The sequence below is a fragment of the Burkholderia sp. Ac-20392 genome (genome assembly GCF_017104585.1).
Lineage (GTDB): Bacteria > Pseudomonadota > Gammaproteobacteria > Burkholderiales > Burkholderiaceae > Burkholderia > Burkholderia lata.
On sequence record NZ_JAAGPB010000200.1, the window covers coordinates 1 to 14,722 of the forward strand.

Annotated in this window: 16 protein-coding genes and 4 tRNA genes; 13 read left to right on the top strand and 7 right to left on the bottom strand. The window is 65.9% G+C overall.

The features are described 5' to 3' along the window. The first annotated feature begins 58 nt into the window (after window positions 1–58). The 5 genes from era (at window position 59) to nagZ (ending at window position 4,100) form a co-directional block, all read left to right on the top strand. Window positions 59–958: a GTPase Era gene (era, locus tag G3N99_RS21185; RefSeq protein ID WP_069256156.1), complete on the top strand. Its 900-nt coding sequence runs from the start codon at window positions 59–61 to the stop codon at window positions 956–958. Beyond that, on the top strand, window positions 945–1,781 hold the full coding sequence (gene recO / locus G3N99_RS21190; RefSeq protein WP_011351416.1) for a DNA repair protein RecO: 837 nt from the start codon (window positions 945–947) through the stop codon (window positions 1,779–1,781). Before era ends, recO begins: the two co-directional genes overlap by 14 nt. Continuing rightward, window positions 1,778–2,554 (top strand): pyridoxine 5'-phosphate synthase, encoded by a 777-nt coding sequence (pdxJ, locus tag G3N99_RS21195; protein ID WP_206123386.1) that lies wholly within the window; start codon window positions 1,778–1,780, stop codon window positions 2,552–2,554. Before recO ends, pdxJ begins: the two co-directional genes overlap by 4 nt. 72 nt (window positions 2,555–2,626) lie before the next feature. Further along, the gene (gene acpS, locus G3N99_RS21200; RefSeq protein ID WP_206123387.1) at window positions 2,627–3,055 is read left to right on the top strand and encodes a holo-ACP synthase; all 429 of its coding nucleotides are present in this window, start codon (window positions 2,627–2,629) and stop codon (window positions 3,053–3,055) included. A gap of 16 nt (window positions 3,056–3,071) precedes the next feature. Next, complete coding sequence (nagZ, locus tag G3N99_RS21205; protein ID WP_206123388.1) at window positions 3,072–4,100, top strand: beta-N-acetylhexosaminidase; 1,029 nt, start codon at window positions 3,072–3,074, stop codon at window positions 4,098–4,100. Window positions 4,101–4,290: 190 nt separating this feature from the next. Here nagZ and G3N99_RS21210 read toward each other — a convergent pair whose 3' ends face one another. From G3N99_RS21210 to earP, 3 genes are all read right to left on the bottom strand, one after another. Then, window positions 4,291–5,676, bottom strand: a complete 1,386-nt coding sequence (locus G3N99_RS21210; RefSeq protein ID WP_174943832.1) for a sigma-54 dependent transcriptional regulator — start codon at window positions 5,674–5,676, stop codon at window positions 4,291–4,293. 269 nt (window positions 5,677–5,945) lie between these two features. After that, complete coding sequence (efp, locus tag G3N99_RS21215) at window positions 5,946–6,503, bottom strand: elongation factor P (protein ID WP_011351421.1); 558 nt, start codon at window positions 6,501–6,503, stop codon at window positions 5,946–5,948. A 127-nt stretch (window positions 6,504–6,630) separates the two neighbouring features. Next, entirely contained in the window at window positions 6,631–7,824 is a 1,194-nt protein-coding gene (gene earP, locus G3N99_RS21220; RefSeq protein ID WP_206123389.1) for an elongation factor P maturation arginine rhamnosyltransferase EarP, read from the bottom strand. Between the two features lie 76 nt (window positions 7,825–7,900). On the opposite strand from earP, the gene uvrC reads away from it, so the two are divergent. The 6 genes from uvrC (at window position 7,901) to G3N99_RS21250 (ending at window position 11,254) form a co-directional block, all read left to right on the top strand. Then, window positions 7,901–9,934 (top strand): excinuclease ABC subunit UvrC, encoded by a 2,034-nt coding sequence (uvrC, locus tag G3N99_RS21225; protein WP_206123390.1) that lies wholly within the window; start codon window positions 7,901–7,903, stop codon window positions 9,932–9,934. A 90-nt stretch (window positions 9,935–10,024) separates the two neighbouring features. After that, window positions 10,025–10,612: a CDP-diacylglycerol--glycerol-3-phosphate 3-phosphatidyltransferase gene (gene pgsA / locus G3N99_RS21230; RefSeq protein ID WP_174944471.1), complete on the top strand. Its 588-nt coding sequence runs from the start codon at window positions 10,025–10,027 to the stop codon at window positions 10,610–10,612. A gap of 135 nt (window positions 10,613–10,747) precedes the next feature. Next, a tRNA-Gly gene (locus G3N99_RS21235) sits at window positions 10,748–10,823 on the top strand. 53 nt (window positions 10,824–10,876) lie between these two features. Beyond that, a tRNA-Gly gene (locus tag G3N99_RS21240) sits at window positions 10,877–10,952 on the top strand. Between the two features lie 52 nt (window positions 10,953–11,004). Further along, a tRNA-Gly gene (locus tag G3N99_RS21245) sits at window positions 11,005–11,080 on the top strand. Between the two features lie 100 nt (window positions 11,081–11,180). After that, window positions 11,181–11,254, top strand: a tRNA-Cys gene (locus tag G3N99_RS21250). Window positions 11,255–11,350: 96 nt separating this feature from the next. Here G3N99_RS21250 and G3N99_RS21255 read toward each other — a convergent pair. Then, the gene (locus G3N99_RS21255; RefSeq protein ID WP_174935175.1) at window positions 11,351–11,899 is read right to left on the bottom strand and encodes a GNAT family N-acetyltransferase; all 549 of its coding nucleotides are present in this window, start codon (window positions 11,897–11,899) and stop codon (window positions 11,351–11,353) included. A 58-nt stretch (window positions 11,900–11,957) separates the two neighbouring features. After that, window positions 11,958–12,572: a helix-turn-helix domain-containing protein gene (locus tag G3N99_RS21260; RefSeq protein WP_206123391.1), complete on the bottom strand. Its 615-nt coding sequence runs from the start codon at window positions 12,570–12,572 to the stop codon at window positions 11,958–11,960. A 141-nt stretch (window positions 12,573–12,713) separates the two neighbouring features. On the opposite strand from G3N99_RS21260, the gene G3N99_RS21265 reads away from it, so the two are divergent. Continuing rightward, on the top strand, window positions 12,714–12,950 hold the full coding sequence (locus tag G3N99_RS21265; protein WP_206123392.1) for a ParD-like family protein: 237 nt from the start codon (window positions 12,714–12,716) through the stop codon (window positions 12,948–12,950). Beyond that, on the top strand, window positions 12,950–13,756 hold the full coding sequence (gene map / locus G3N99_RS21270) for a type I methionyl aminopeptidase (protein ID WP_174935171.1): 807 nt from the start codon (window positions 12,950–12,952) through the stop codon (window positions 13,754–13,756). Before G3N99_RS21265 ends, map begins: the two co-directional genes overlap by 1 nt. Before the next feature lie 153 nt (window positions 13,757–13,909). On the opposite strand, the gene G3N99_RS21275 is transcribed toward map, so the two are convergent. Together G3N99_RS21275 and G3N99_RS21280 are read right to left on the bottom strand one after the other, a co-directional pair. Further along, a complete protein-coding gene (locus tag G3N99_RS21275) occupies window positions 13,910–14,413 on the bottom strand; it encodes a GAF domain-containing protein (protein ID WP_206123393.1) in 504 nt (167 codons plus the stop codon). Between the two features lie 102 nt (window positions 14,414–14,515). Next, window positions 14,516–14,722, bottom strand: a 207-nt coding sequence (locus tag G3N99_RS21280) for a LysR substrate-binding domain-containing protein (RefSeq protein WP_241011771.1), incomplete at its 5' end; no start/stop codon positions are given.

The following is a 14,722-nucleotide window of genomic DNA, read 5'->3' on the forward strand; positions in this document are numbered from 1 at the left end:
TGCCCATCGATCGTGCCGCGCGCCGCGCGGCCGTTTCCGAACCAGTCTCCCAAACGATATGAACACTCCCGCTCCTACCGGTTTCCGTTGCGGCATGATCGCGATCGTGGGCCGCCCGAACGTCGGCAAGTCGACGTTGATGAACGCACTCGTCGGCCAGAAGATCAGCATCACGTCGCGCAAGGCGCAGACGACCCGCCACCGCATCACCGGCATCAATACGTTCGACGACGCGCAATTCGTGTTCGTCGATACGCCGGGTTTCCAGACCCGCCACAGCACCGCGCTGAACCGTTCGCTGAACCGCGCGGTCACGTCGACGCTCACGTCGGTCGACGTGATCCTGTTCGTGATCGAGGCCGGCCGCTTCGGGCCCGACGACCAGAAGGTGCTCGACCTGATCCCGCCCGGCATGCCGACGCTGCTGATCGCGAACAAGATCGACCGCGTGACCGACAAGGCGACGCTGTTCCCGTTCATGCAGCAGATGAGCACGCTGCGCGAATTCACCGAGCTCGTGCCGCTGTCGGCGCAGCGCCCGGAAGACATCAAGCGCCTGCTGGACACGATCAAGCCGTACTTGCCGGAAGGCGAGCCGATCTACGGCGAGGACGAACTGACCGACCGCAGCTCGCGTTTCCTCGCAGCCGAAATCCTGCGCGAGAAGGTGTTCCGCTGGACCGGCGACGAACTGCCGTACACGAGCACCGTGCTGATCGACAAGTTCGAAGAGGAAGGGCGCCTGAAGCGCATCTTCGCGACGATCCTCGTCGAGCGCGATTCGCACAAGGCGATGGTGATCGGCAAGAAGGGCGAGAAGCTCAAGCAGATCAGCACCGAGGCGCGGATGGACATGGAGAAGCTGTTCGACGGCCCCGTGTACCTCGAGACCTTCGTGAAGGTGAAGAGCGGCTGGGCGGACAACGAGGCGGGGCTGCGCGCCTATGGGTACGAATGACGCGCTGACGTCGACTGAAGACGCGGTGACGGCCGGCGCGAACGACGCGCCGCTGCCGGCGCCGCCTGAACCGCCGCGCAAGGCGCGGCGCGCGACGTCTCGCACGTCCGATTTCCGTGTCGCCGAGCAGCCGGCGTACGTGCTGCACAGTTACCCGTATCGGGAAACGAGCCTGATCATCGACGTGCTGACGCGTGATCATGGCCGGCTCGCGCTCGTCGCGAAGGGCGCGAAGCGCCCGCACTCCGCGCTACGCGGCGTATTGCAGACCTTCCAGCCGCTGCTGCTGTCCTGGTCCGGCAAATCCGAAGTGCGCACGCTGACGGGCGCCGAGTGGGTCGGCGGGATGCTGCCGCTCGGCGGCGACGGGCTGCTGTGCGGCTTCTACGCGAACGAGCTGCTCGTGAAATTCTGCGCGCGCGAAGATCCCCAGCCGCCGCTCTTCAATCATTACGTGCTGACCCTCACACGCCTCGCACACGGCGAGCCCGCAGTGCAGGTGCTGCGCTCGTTCGAGCGCGTGCTGCTGCGCGAGACCGGCTACGCGATGGCGCTGAACCGCACGGTCGCACGCCGCGCGGTCGAGCCTGATCGTCGCTACGTGTTCGATCCCGAGCGTGGCGTGCGCAATGCGGACGATGAAGTCCCATCGCACTGGCCGGTCATTTCCGGACAGACGTTGCTCGATATGGAGCAGGACGATTACCATCGAGCCCAGACGGTTGCGCAAAGCAAGACGCTGATGCGCTTCCTGCTGAACACTTATCTCGGCGGTACGCCGCTTGCCACGCGTCAGATCCTGATCGACCTGCAAAACCTATGAGCTTCTTCCTGACAACGCCCACCGCCATCGACCTCGGCGTGAACATCGACCACGTCGCGACGCTGCGCAATGTGCGCGGTACGACCTATCCCGATCCGATCCGCGCGGCGCTTGCCGCCGAAGAAGCCGGTGCGGATGCGATCACGCTGCACCTGCGCGAGGATCGCCGCCACATCGTCGACGCGGATGTGCGCAAGCTGCGCCCGCTGCTGAAGACGCGCATGAACCTCGAATGCGCGGTGACGGCCGAGATGCTCGATATCGCATGCGAAGTGCGCCCGCACGACGCGTGTCTCGTGCCGGAGAAGCGTGAGGAGCTGACGACCGAAGGCGGTCTCGATGTCGCCGGCCACTTCGAGGCCGTGCGTGCGGCATGCAAGCAGCTTGCCGACGTGGGCGTGCGCGTGTCGCTGTTCATCGACCCGGACGAGACGCAGATCCGTGCCGCGCACGAAGCGGGTGCGCCGGTGATCGAGCTGCATACGGGCCGTTACGCCGAAGCGCACGACGAAGCCGAGCAGCAGCGCGAATACGAGCGCATCGTCACGGGCGTTCAGGCCGGCGCGCAGCTCGGCCTGAAGGTCAATGCCGGTCACGGCCTGCACTACACGAACGTGCAGCCGATCGCCGCGATCGACGGTATCGTCGAACTGAACATCGGCCACGCGATCGTCGCGCATGCGATTTTCGCGGGCTGGGACAACGCGGTGCGCGAAATGAAGGCGATCATGGTCGCCGCGCGCGTTGCCGCGCTGCACGGCGGCGCACGCTGAAGATGAAGTGCCGCCGCGCGTCGCGCGTCATGCCCGACCCGGCCCGGCCGGGTCGCACCGGCGCGTACTGACATGACGATCTATGGCATCGGTACCGATATCGCCCAGGTGAGCCGCATCGCGGCCGTGCTCGAACGCACGGGCGGCCGGTTTGCCGAGAAAGTGCTGGGCCCCGACGAACTGCGCGTGTTCCATGCGCGCCGTGCCCGCTCCGAGGCGCGCGGCATCGCGTTCCTCGCGACGCGCTTTTCCGCGAAGGAAGCGTTCTCGAAAGCGATCGGGCTCGGCATGCACTGGCCGATGACGTGGCGTGCGTTGCAGACCCTCAACCACCCGAGCGGCGAGCCGTACGTGGTCGCATCGGGCGAGCTGGCCGACTGGCTTGCCGCCCGTGGCATCACGGCGCGCGTGACGGTCAGCGACGAACGCGACTACGCGGTGTCGTTCGTGGTCGCCGAGACGGACGCCGCGCCTGCACCTGTTTCCCGAACCTCCTCCTGACGGAATTCCCGATTCGATGAAAACGACTCCCGGCCCGGTCATGCTCGACATCGTCGGCACGGCCCTGTCGCGCGACGATGCGCGGCGTCTCGCGCATCCGAATACCGGCGGCGTGATCCTGTTCGCGCGGCATTTCCAGAACCGCGCGCAACTGACCGCGCTGACCGACTCGATCCGCGCGGTGCGCGAAGGCATCCTGATCGCCGTCGATCACGAAGGCGGGCGCGTGCAGCGTTTCCGCACCGACGGCTTCACGGTGCTGCCTGCGATGCGCCGCCTCGGCGAGCTGTGGGATCGCGACGTGCTGCTCGCAACGAAGGTCGCCACGGCCGTCGGCTACATCCTGGCCGCCGAGCTGCGCGCATGCGGAATCGACATGAGCTTCACGCCCGTGCTCGACCTCGACTACGGGCACTCGAAAGTGATCGGCGATCGCGCGTTCCATCGCGATCCGCGCGTCGTCACGCTGCTCGCGAAGAGCCTGAACCACGGGCTGTCGCTCGCCGGGATGGCGAACTGCGGCAAGCATTTCCCCGGGCACGGCTTCGCGGAGGCCGACTCGCACGTCGCGCTGCCGACCGATGACCGCACGCTCGACGCGATTCTCAAGCAGGACGTCGCGCCGTACGACTGGCTCGGCTTGTCGCTGTCGGCGGTGATTCCCGCGCACGTGATCTACACGCAGGTCGACAAGCGGCCGGCCGGTTTCTCGCGCGTATGGCTGCAGGACATCCTGCGCGGGCGGCTCGGCTTCACGGGCGCGATCTTCAGCGACGACCTGTCGATGGAGGCTGCGCGCGAAGGCGGCACGCTCACGCAGGCGGCCGACGCCGCGCTCGCGGCCGGTTGCGACATGGTGCTCGTCTGCAACCAGCCGGACGCGGCCGAGGTCGTGCTGAACGGGCTGAAAGCGCGGGCAACGGACGAGTCGGTACGACGCATCAAGCGGATGCGTGCGCGCGGCAAGGCGCTCAAGTGGGACAAGCTGATCGCGCAACCCGAGTACCTGCAGGCGCAGGCGCTGTTGAGCAGCGCACTGGCCTGAGCGGGGAGAGGATGGCGCGATCTGCGCCATTCCGGTCACCGAAACAAAAAGCCGCGCAATTGCGCGGCTTTTTTTATGGACTACTGCCGGTGCGAACCGGACGGTTTCAGGAATCAGGCAGGTCGGTGAAGCGAGTATTGATGCAACTAACGGTCAAGCGTTGCCAGTGCCTGCGAACATTGCCGACCGCTCAGTTCACCTTCATTCGCTGCAGCTTGTTGTACAGCGTCTTCGGGCTGATGCCGAGCAGCGTTGCCGCGCGGTGGCGCGTGCCGCCGACTGCGTCGAGCGTCGCGCGGATCAGCAGATCCTCGACGTCGGACAGCGGCGTGCCGACCTTGATCTGCACGCTGCTGCCGTTCAGCGCGGCGCCAGCCGAGAAGCTCGGCTCGCCTGCGCGCAGCGTCTCGATGAAATCGCCCGATGCGTCGTACGCGAAACGCACACGCTCCTGCAGTTCGCGCACGTTGCCCGGCCACTCGTAGGACAGGCACTCGCGCACGAAACCTGGTGCCGCGCGCTTGTCGGTCGTGCTGCGGCCGGTTGCGCGCGCGTCGCGGTTCAGTTCGTCGATCAGCGCATCAGCGATCGCGAGCGCGTCGCCGTCGCGTTCGCGCAGCGGCGGCATCGTGATCGATGCCGCATCGAGGCGCAGCCAAAGGTCCTCGCGCAGCGTGCCGTTCGCGACCGCTTCGCGTGCCGGGCGGCGCGTCGTCGCGATCAGCCGGAAATCGCTCGTGATCGAGCTCGTGCCGCCGATCCGCATGAAGTTCTGCGAATCAAGCGCATGCAGCAGTGCTTCCTGCAGCACGAGCGGCAGTGCGGTGATTTCGTCGAGGAACAGCGTGCCGCCGCCGGCCTGTTCGAACAGGCCCGATTCGCGGCGCTCTGCGCCGTCGAACGCGCCGCGCTCATGGCCGAACAGCACGCTGTCGAGCGATGCGCCATGCCGGCCGGCATGCGCGATCGTCCGGCAGTCGAACGACACGAACGGCCCCTTGCGGCGCCGGCTCAGGTCGTGCAGCGTACGCGCGGCCAGCTTCTTGCCGGTACCGGCTTCGCCCGAGAACAGGACGGCCGTTTCGGTGCGCGCGTTGTGCTCGATCATGTCGTACACGTGCTGCATCGCGTCGCTGCGGCCGACCAGTGCGCCGAAGCGGCCGAGGTGGCGCAGCGACGCGCGCAACGACTGCACTTCGTCGATCAGTTCGTAGGGGCGCGGGATTCGCGCGAGCAGGCTGCGCAGGCGCGGAATGTTGATCGGCTTGAGCAGGTAGTCCCAGATGCCGTGACGCAGGCCCTCGATGGCGCTCTCGACCGTCGCATTGCCCGTCAGCACGATGACGGGCAGCGAGCCGTTCGGCTGTTGCTGCGGCAGGTGCTGGAGCAGGTCGAACCCGCTGCCGTCCGGCAGGTTCAGGTCGACGAGAACGACATCGGGAATCGAACGGCCGAGCGCCGTGCGCGCTTCGGCGAGCGACGTGGCCGTGTCGACCGAGAAGCCGTCCGCGGCGAGCAGCGCGGTGAGGCCGGACAGACTGTTGGGATCGTCTTCGACAATCAGGGCGTGTGGCATGGTGGACGCGAGTCGAGTCAAGAGAGGCGGGCTGTCGGCCAACGGGGCCGCAGCCGCATGTCAGATTAAAAACTGATTTTATGCCCCGCTGAACGCGTAACGAGCATTATTTCTCCGGCGCTATAAAACAGTTACCGATGATACAAATTGAATATCTTTACCGGTGGATTTTGTGCTTTACATGAGCCTGACTCCCGCCCGGTTGTTGGCGCCGGACAAACAAAAAGCGCCCCGAAGGGCGCTTTGTTCGATGCGGGTATCGCTGGCGATTACGCGCGGCTGCGGTATTCGTTCGTACGCGTATCGATTTCGATCTTGTCGCCGGTGTTGCAGAACAGCGGCACTTGCAGTTCGAAGCCCGTTGCGAGCTTCGCGTTCTTCAGCACCTTGCCCGACGACGTGTCGCCCTTGACCGCCGGTTCCGTGTAGGTGATCTCGCGAACGAGGACCGTCGGCAGTTCGACCGAGATCGCCTTCTCGTTGTAGAACACGACTTCGCAAGCCATGCCGTCTTCGAGGTAGTTCAGCGCTTCGCCCATCATTTCCGCTTCGACTTCGAACTGGTTGTAGTCGGCGTCCATGAACACGTACATCGGATCGGCGAAGTACGAGTACGTCACTTCCTTGCGGTCGAGCACGACGACGTCGAACTTGTCGTCAGCCTTGTAGACCGCTTCCTGGCCTGCGTTCGTCAGCAGGTTCTTCATCTTCATCTTGACGACGGCGGAGTTACGGCCCGACTTGTTGTATTCAGCCTTGGCGATGACCCATGCGTCGCTGCCGATCTGCACGACGTTGCCTACGCGGAGTTCCTGTGCGGTTTTCATAAAAAACTGTCCTGATCAAATCAAATAAATAGGTGCCTGAGCGTTGCGCAACGGCTGACGGCGCAAGCGGTGCGTTCCGGTGGACGCCAAAAGCGAGCGCTTGCCTGGTCAGCCGTCGGATAACCGCTTATTTTAACTGAGATTTTGCGTATTCCGCCAGCTTTCCGGCGAGATCGCCGACGGCCGCGAGCGCATCGGCCCAGCGGGCGGCGTTGGCGTCCAGCGCGGCGCGGTGCTGCCAGAAATCGGCCCAGTCGGGCGTGCCGACGCCGTTCCACGCGTGCCAGAACCGCTCGAGCGCCGCGCGCGGGGCATCGGCGAGGCCGGCCGACAGGTGCGCGAGCGCGGCGTCGAGCTTCGGCAGGTGCACGTCGTCGGCCTGCGGGTAGATGTGCCACACGAACGGCTTGCGGGCCCACTGCGCCCGCACGAACGAATCCTCGCCGCGTACGAAATTGACGTCTGCCACCCACAGCAACGGATCGTAGTCGGCCTGGGGGACGAATGCGAGCCCGTGCGCAGCGAGGTTACCGCTGCGCGCATGCGTGCCCGCGCCGAACGACTCGACCCCGAAAAAACGTGCGACGGCAGGCGACACGCGGCCGGCCGGCACGAGTGCGACGACCGGCGACGGGCCGTCGCGCCATTGCGCGAGCAGCGCGTCGACGGCCGGATTCTCGTACGCGCACAGGCTGACGACGGTCGTGCCTGCGGCCGGCGGCGCGCCGCCGGTCGCGCGTTGCCACCAGGCGTCACGGGCCGCCGTGTCGGCTTCGAAGGCCGTGCGGCGCGCATCGAGGTCGCGTTCCTTCGGGACGCCGCCGGTGCCGGCCGACAGGCCGGGGAAGAAAAACGTCTTCAGCAGCGGGTAGCGCGGATGCGGCGATGGCCGCAGATGGAAATCGGCGACCCAGTCCTCGGCGCTCAGGTATTCGAGGTTGATCCACACGGGGCGACGCGCGCGCCGCGCCATCGCCGCGAGATACGCGCCGGGCAGTTCGCACGCGAACGCTTCGATCACGACGTCGGCGATCTCCAGCGCGTCGCCGGCTTCCGCATGCCAGTGCTCGATCACGATCGCGTCGACCGTCTGCCGTCCTGCGTCGGGATCGACCCCGGGCAGCAGGCGCGCGAACGTACGCAGGTCGTCGACGAACAGGCGAACCTGCCAGCCGTGCTCGTGTGCGAGCTGGCGCGCGACGCGCCAGCAGACGCCGATGTCGCCGAAATTGTCGATCACGGTGCAGAAGAGGTCGCAGGCGATCGGTTCGCCCGGCGCGAGCGGCGCGGCGGGCAGGGGGGCAGCGGTGGTGCGGGGCATCGAAGCGGGCCGGTGAATGCTCTAAACTGGCGATTCTAATAGACCCGTTCCGCGTTACAAGGCGCCCGGATCACGCATGACATCCCCTGAAGCTTCCGATACCCCGTTCGAACCGAAGAAGATCCTTGCGCAGTTGCCGCACATGCCGGGCGTCTATCGCTATTACGACACGGCGGGTGCCGTGCTCTATGTCGGCAAGGCGCGCGACCTGAAGAAGCGCGTATCGAGCTATTTCACGAAGACGCAACTGTCGCCGCGCATCGCGATGATGGTCACGCGCATCGCACGCATCGAGACGACGGTCACGCGCTCGGAGGCCGAGGCGCTGCTGCTCGAAAACAACCTGATCAAGGCGCTCGCGCCGCGCTACAACATCCTGTTTCGCGACGACAAGTCGTATCCGTACCTGAAGCTCACCGCGCACCGCTTTCCGCGGATGGCCTACTACCGCGGCTCGGTCGACAAGCAGAACCAGTATTTCGGGCCGTTCCCGAGCGCCTGGGCCGTGCGCGAGAGCATCCAGATCCTGCAGCGCGTGTTCCAGCTGCGCACCTGCGAGGATTCGGTCTTCAACAACCGCACGCGGCCTTGCCTGCTGCACCAGATCGGGCGCTGCACGGCGCCGTGCGTCGGCGCGATCTCCGACGAGGATTACGCGATCGACGTGTCGAACGCCGCGCGTTTCCTGCTCGGCCGGCAGTCCGAAGTGATGAAGGAGCTCGAGCAGAAGATGCACGCGTTCGCGGCTGAGCTGAAATTCGAGCAGGCGGCGGCCGTGCGCAACCAGATGAGCTCGCTCGCGACGGTGCTGCACCAGCAGGCGATCGAGGTCGGCAGCGATAGCGACGTCGATATCCTGGCCGTCGTCGCCCAGGGCGGGCGCGTGTGCGTGAATCTCGCGATGGTGCGCGGCGGCCGGCATCTCGGCGACAAGGCGTATTTCCCGACGCACGTCGAGAGCGCGCTGACGCTCGCCGAGGGCGGTATCGGCGACGAGTCCGAATTGGCGGACGCGGCCGATGCGTCCGCCGACGCACTGCCTGACCTGCCCGCGGAAGAACCCGGCCGTGCGCGTGGCGACGCGGCGGCGTCGGTCGAAGCGGAAGTGCTCGACGCGTTCATCGCGCAGCACTATCTCGGCAATCGCGTACCGCCCGTGCTGGTCGTGAGCCATGCACCCGCGAGCCGCGACCTGCTCGAGCTGCTGTCCGAGCAGGCCGGCCACAAGGTGTCGCTGGTGCGGCAGCCGCAGGGGCAGCGGCGTGCGTGGCTGTCGATGGCCGAACAGAATGCGCAGATCGCGCTCATGCGACTGCTGTCCGAGCAGGGCTCGCAGCAGGCGCGCACGCGTGCGCTCGCGGAGACACTCAGCTACGAATGCGACGATCTCGCGACGCTGCGGATCGAATGCTTCGACATCAGCCATACGATGGGCGAGGCGACGCAGGCGTCGTGCGTGGTCTACCACCATCACAAGATGCAGTCGAGCGAATACCGCCGCTACAACATCACCGGGATCACGCCGGGCGACGACTACGCGGCGATGCGGCAGGTGCTCACGCGCCGCTACGAAAAGATGGTCGAGCAGGCCGCGCAGGCGGCTGCCGCCGACGATGCGGCCGGCATCGACGGCGAGTCGACGCGCCAGGCCGAGGCGTCGAGCCTGCTGCCGAACATCGTGCTGATCGATGGCGGCAAGGGTCAGGTCGAAATCGCGCGCCAGGTGTTCACCGAGCTGGGGCTCGACACGTCGATGCTGGTCGGCGTCGCGAAAGGCGAGGGGCGCAAGGTCGGTCTCGAGACGCTCGTGTTCGCGGATGGCCGCACGCCGCTCGAACTCGGCAAGGAGAGCGCCGCGTTGATGCTCGTCGCGCAGATCCGCGACGAGGCGCACCGTTTCGCGATCACCGGCATGCGCGCCAAGCGGGCGAAGGCGCGCCAGACGTCGCGGCTCGAGGAGCTCGAGGGCGTCGGCGCGAAGCGCCGGCAGCGGCTGCTCGCGCGGTTCGGCGGGTTGCGCGGCGTGGTGGCCGCGAGCGTCGAGGAACTCGCGAGCGTCGAGGGCATCTCGCACGCGCTCGCCGAGCAGATCTACAAGCAGCTTCACTGACGCGGCCGTGCGGCCGGCTGCCTTGCCAGCGTTCTTGTGGCAGGCCGGTCGACACGGCACAATTGCGAATCCTTTACTGTCCCGCATGCCATGCCGTTCAATTTCCCGATTTTCCTGACGTGGGTACGGATCGTGCTGATTCCGCTCGTCGTCGGCGTGTTCTATCTGCCGGACACGGTGATGGGCGGCGCGCACCGCAATCTTGCGGCGGCGGCGATCTTCATACTCGCGGCGCTGACCGACTGGTTCGACGGCTATCTGGCCCGCAAGTGGAACCAGACGTCGTCGTTCGGCGCGTTTCTCGACCCGGTGGCGGACAAGCTGATGGTGACGGCCGCGCTACTGATCCTCGTGCAGATTTCGCGGGTCGACGCGGCGATCGCGCTCGTGATCGTCGGCCGCGAAATCGCGATTTCGGCGCTGCGCGAGTGGATGGCGCAGATCGGTGCGTCGAAGAGCGTCGCCGTGAACCAGCTCGGCAAGTTCAAGACCGCATGCCAGATGATCGCGATTCCGATGCTGCTGTTCTACGGGCCGCTGTCGCTCGGCGTCGTGACGATCGACACGCGCGTGTGGGGCGAATGGTTGATGTATCTCGCCGCGGTGCTGACGATCTGGTCGATGCTGTACTACATGAAGCTCGCATGGCCGCAGATTCGCGAGCGCGGCGGCGCGTGATGCATTCGGTCGAGCAGGTTTTTGGAAAAAGGGCTGGAAAAGCCCTTGACACAGGAATGTGCCTTCGACATAATCTCGCTTCTCCGCTGCACGACGAAGTAAGTGTGTGACGGGGAAGCAGTAGCGCAGCAATACGCGGGAGTAGCTCAGTTGGTAGAGCGCAACCTTGCCAAGGTTGAGGTCGCGAGTTCGAGACTCGTCTCCCGCTCCAGATTTTTTCTGGCAGCGTGTTGTACGGCGAAGCGCTGCAGATGCAGGACACATGCGGGAGTAGCTCAGTTGGTAGAGCGCAACCTTGCCAAGGTTGAGGTCGCGAGTTCGAGACTCGTCTCCCGCTCCAGATTTTTCTGGCAGCGTGTTGTACGGCGAAGCGCTGCAGATGCAGGACATATGCGGGAGTAGCTCAGTTGGTAGAGCGCAACCTTGCCAAGGTTGAGGTCGCGAGTTCGAGACTCGTCTCCCGCTCCAAGTAATGGGGAAGCCAAGCTTCCCTTTTTATTTGATGGACTTTCGGTCCTCGAATAAAAAATCTGTCGCTTGCCTCACGGCATTCGCACAGTCCGCTTTTGGCGCGATAGCAAAGCGGTTATGCAGCGGCCTGCAAAGCCGTTTAGGCCGGTTCGACTCCGGCTCGCGCCTCCAGGTAGAAAGAGAAAAAGCCCCGCTTCGGCGGGGCTTTTCTTTTTTCTGCGTCGCTTGCGGCCGTCGTGCATGGTGCATGCGACGGCCGTTGGGCAATCAACCATCCACCGGCTGCGCCGGCGTGTCGAGCGTCAACTGATAGAACGCCGCGTCGAGCCAGCGGCCGAACTTGAATCCCGCCTGCGTGATCGTGCCCGCGTGCACGAATCCGAGCTTCGTATGCAGTGCGATGCTTCCCGCATTGGTCGCATCGATGCAGCCGACCACCACGTGCACCTGCGCTTCGTGCGCGCGCCGGACCACTTCGCGCAGCAGCACTTCGCCAAGCCCGCGGCCACGCTGGTCGCGATGCACGTACACGCTGTGTTCGACCGTGTACTTGTACGCGGGAAACGCGCGAAACGTACCCCAGCTCGCAAAGCCGAGCAGCGTGCCCGATGCGTCGACGGCACCGATGACCGGAAAGCCCCCCGCGCGCTTCGCCGCAAACCACGCGACCATCGCTTCCGGCGGACGCGGCTTGTAGTCGTACAGCGCGGTCGAGGTTGCGATCGCGTCGTTCAGGATCTCGAGAATGGCCGGCGCATGCTCGGCCTCGCTGCAATCGATCAGGCGCACGTCGTCGCGCTGTGTCGGGGAATTCATACGGGCTCCTGTGGGCAGTAAGTAGGGCGTGCGCACGACTGCTGCGACGCCGCGTTCATCAGAGGTTCCGCACGCCGGCGGCGGATGCATCGCAGATCGCGACGACATAGCGCGCGGCATGCGACGACGGATTGCTGAAAATCAGCGGCTGGTCGAGCCGCATGGCCAGACAGTCGCCTTCGTGAAGTTCGTGAAGCGCGTCGCCGAACGTGACGTCGACGCGGCCGCTGATGACCCACACCTGCTGATGCAGCGCGCTTTCGCGTCCGCCACTGTCGTACGCGACGCGGGCACCGGGCGGGAAATCCACCTCGACGAGCTGGATCGGCGACGGCCAGCCGGCCGGGGAGAGATTGCGGCGCACATAGCCGGACGCCGGATCTCGCCATTCGGCCTGCTGCGCGCGACGCGCCAGCGGTTGCGCGGGCGCGTCGTCCTGGTCGCCGCCGAACAGCCCGGCCAGCGACACGCCGAGTCCGGCCGCGAGCTTGTCGAGCACGACGGCCGTCGGGCTGGCCGATGCGCGCTCGATGAGCGAGATCATCGAACGGCTGACGCCGGAGCGCGCGGCCAGCGCATCGAGCGTGTAGCCTCGCACGGTGCGCAGGTCGCGTACGCGCCGGGCGATGCGTTCGTTGATGCCGGTGTCGTCGGCGGTGGTTGATTCTTTCATGATGGATTTATTTTCCAGCAAACTGGAATTCGATGTCAACGGGATTGACGTCCGATGGCTCGACGGAATCCGAACGGCTTGCCCGGCGGTCGCGCACGGCGTAATATACGAATCGACTACGTTTCGTTTAATTGGGGGTATATGGGCATCATCAAGATTTCCGAGCACACGCACGAGCGGTTGCGCTCGACCAGCACGGCGCTGAGCCGCTCGATCAATGCGCAGGCTGAACACTGGCTGCGTGTCGGGATGCTGGCGGAACTCAATCCCGCGCTGTCCTACGGGGACATCTGCCGGATGCTGATCGAGGCCGAAGCACGGGGCGGTGAGACGGGGCCGGCGGAACCGGTCGAGCACGGCATCGAGCAGGTGGCGTAATGGCGAAACGAGAAATCCCGATCCGCGGCGCCGCGGAAATCGCCAAGTCGCGTGAAGCCGCGAAGCTCGCGTCGCAGGTGCTGACGATGATTACCGAGCACGTGAAGCCGGGCGTCTCGACCGATGATCTGGACGCACGTTGCCGCGAATACATCGTCGACGTGCTCGGCGCGATCCCGGCGAACATCGGTTACCACGGTTATCCGAAGACGCTCTGCACGTCGGTCAACCACGTGGTGTGTCACGGCATTCCGACGTCGCGGCCGCTGCGCGACGGCGACATCGTGAACCTCGACATCGCGGTGATCAAGGATGGCTGGTTCGGCGATACGAGCCGCATGTATTTCGTCGGCGAACCGAACGAGCTCGCGCGGCGGCTTGTCGCGACGACCTATGAGGCGATGCACGCGGGTATTCGCGCGGTGCGTCCGGGCGCAACGCTCGGCGACGTCGGCTACGCGATTCAGCAGGTCGCGCATCGCGAAGGATTCAGCGTGGTTCGTGAGTACTGCGGGCACGGCATCGGCGATGTGTATCACGACGAGCCGCAGGTGCTGCACTACGGCCGTCCGGGCACCGGCGTGCCGCTCCGGCCGGGGATGATCTTCACGATCGAGCCGATGCTCAACGCGGGCAAGCGCGACACGCGCATGCTGGCGGACGGCTGGACGGTCGTCACGAAGGATCATTCGCTGTCGGCGCAATGGGAGCACATGGTCGTGGTGACCGAAACGGGCTTCGAGGTGCTGTCCGAGGACGCGAAGCCGCAGGCGTTCCCGGCGCTGTCCGGCACGCACGCCGCCTGATACCTGCGGGGCGCCGCGAAGGGCGGTGCGGCGTCACAGCGAAACGGGCCCCTTTGCGGGGCCCGTTTCGTTTTCGTTCCAGGTCGCGCGGCGCGATTTAAGCGCGAACGCGCCGACCGGCTGCTCGGTGGGGGAGCGCGGCTTGGCCGCCGCTCAACCGCGCGCCTTTTGCCACACGGATTCGACGAATGCGCGGCACAGTGCTTCCATTCCCTTGCGGTCTTCGTCGTCGAAGCGCGCGGCGACCGGGCTGTCGACGTCCCACACGCCGATCAGCGTGCCGTCGGCCGCCACCAGCGGCACGACGATTTCCGATTCCGACGCCGCATCACACGCGATATGGCCGGGGAAGTCATGCACGTCGCGCACGACCTGCGTCTCGCGCGTCTGCGCGGCCGTGCCGCACACGCCCTTGCCGAGCGCGATCCGCACGCAGGCGGGCTTGCCCTGGAACGGCCCGACCACGAGTTCCGTCCCGTCGAAGAAGTAGAAGCCGGCCCAGTTGAGACGGTCGAGCGAGTGGTAGACCAGCGCGGAGAAGTTGGCCGCGTTCGCGGTCAGGTCGCGTTCGGACTCGACGAGCGCGCGTGCCTGCTCGACGAGCGTCGCGTATTGATCGGCCTTGGAGGCGTTGGGGTCGTTGGACAGCGTGAACATGGCGGGAAAGCGATCAGGGTTGTGGAATGCGCGATGCGCGTACCGCAGTCTACGGCACGCGCGCGCGGTTTGCAGCGCCCGGTCACGCGTGAAGCGGCACGCTCAATCGGGTTCGAGTTCGGCAAACCGCTCCGCCAGAAAATCGAGCAGCGCGCGCACTGCGGGCAGCAGCCCCCGGCGCGACGCGAACACCGCATGCACGATCTCGCGGCGCGGCGCCCAGTCGGGCAGCACGGTCACCAGCTCGCCGCGCGCGACCTCATCGCGCACCATCATCGTCGGCAACTGCACGATGCCGACGCCCGCGAC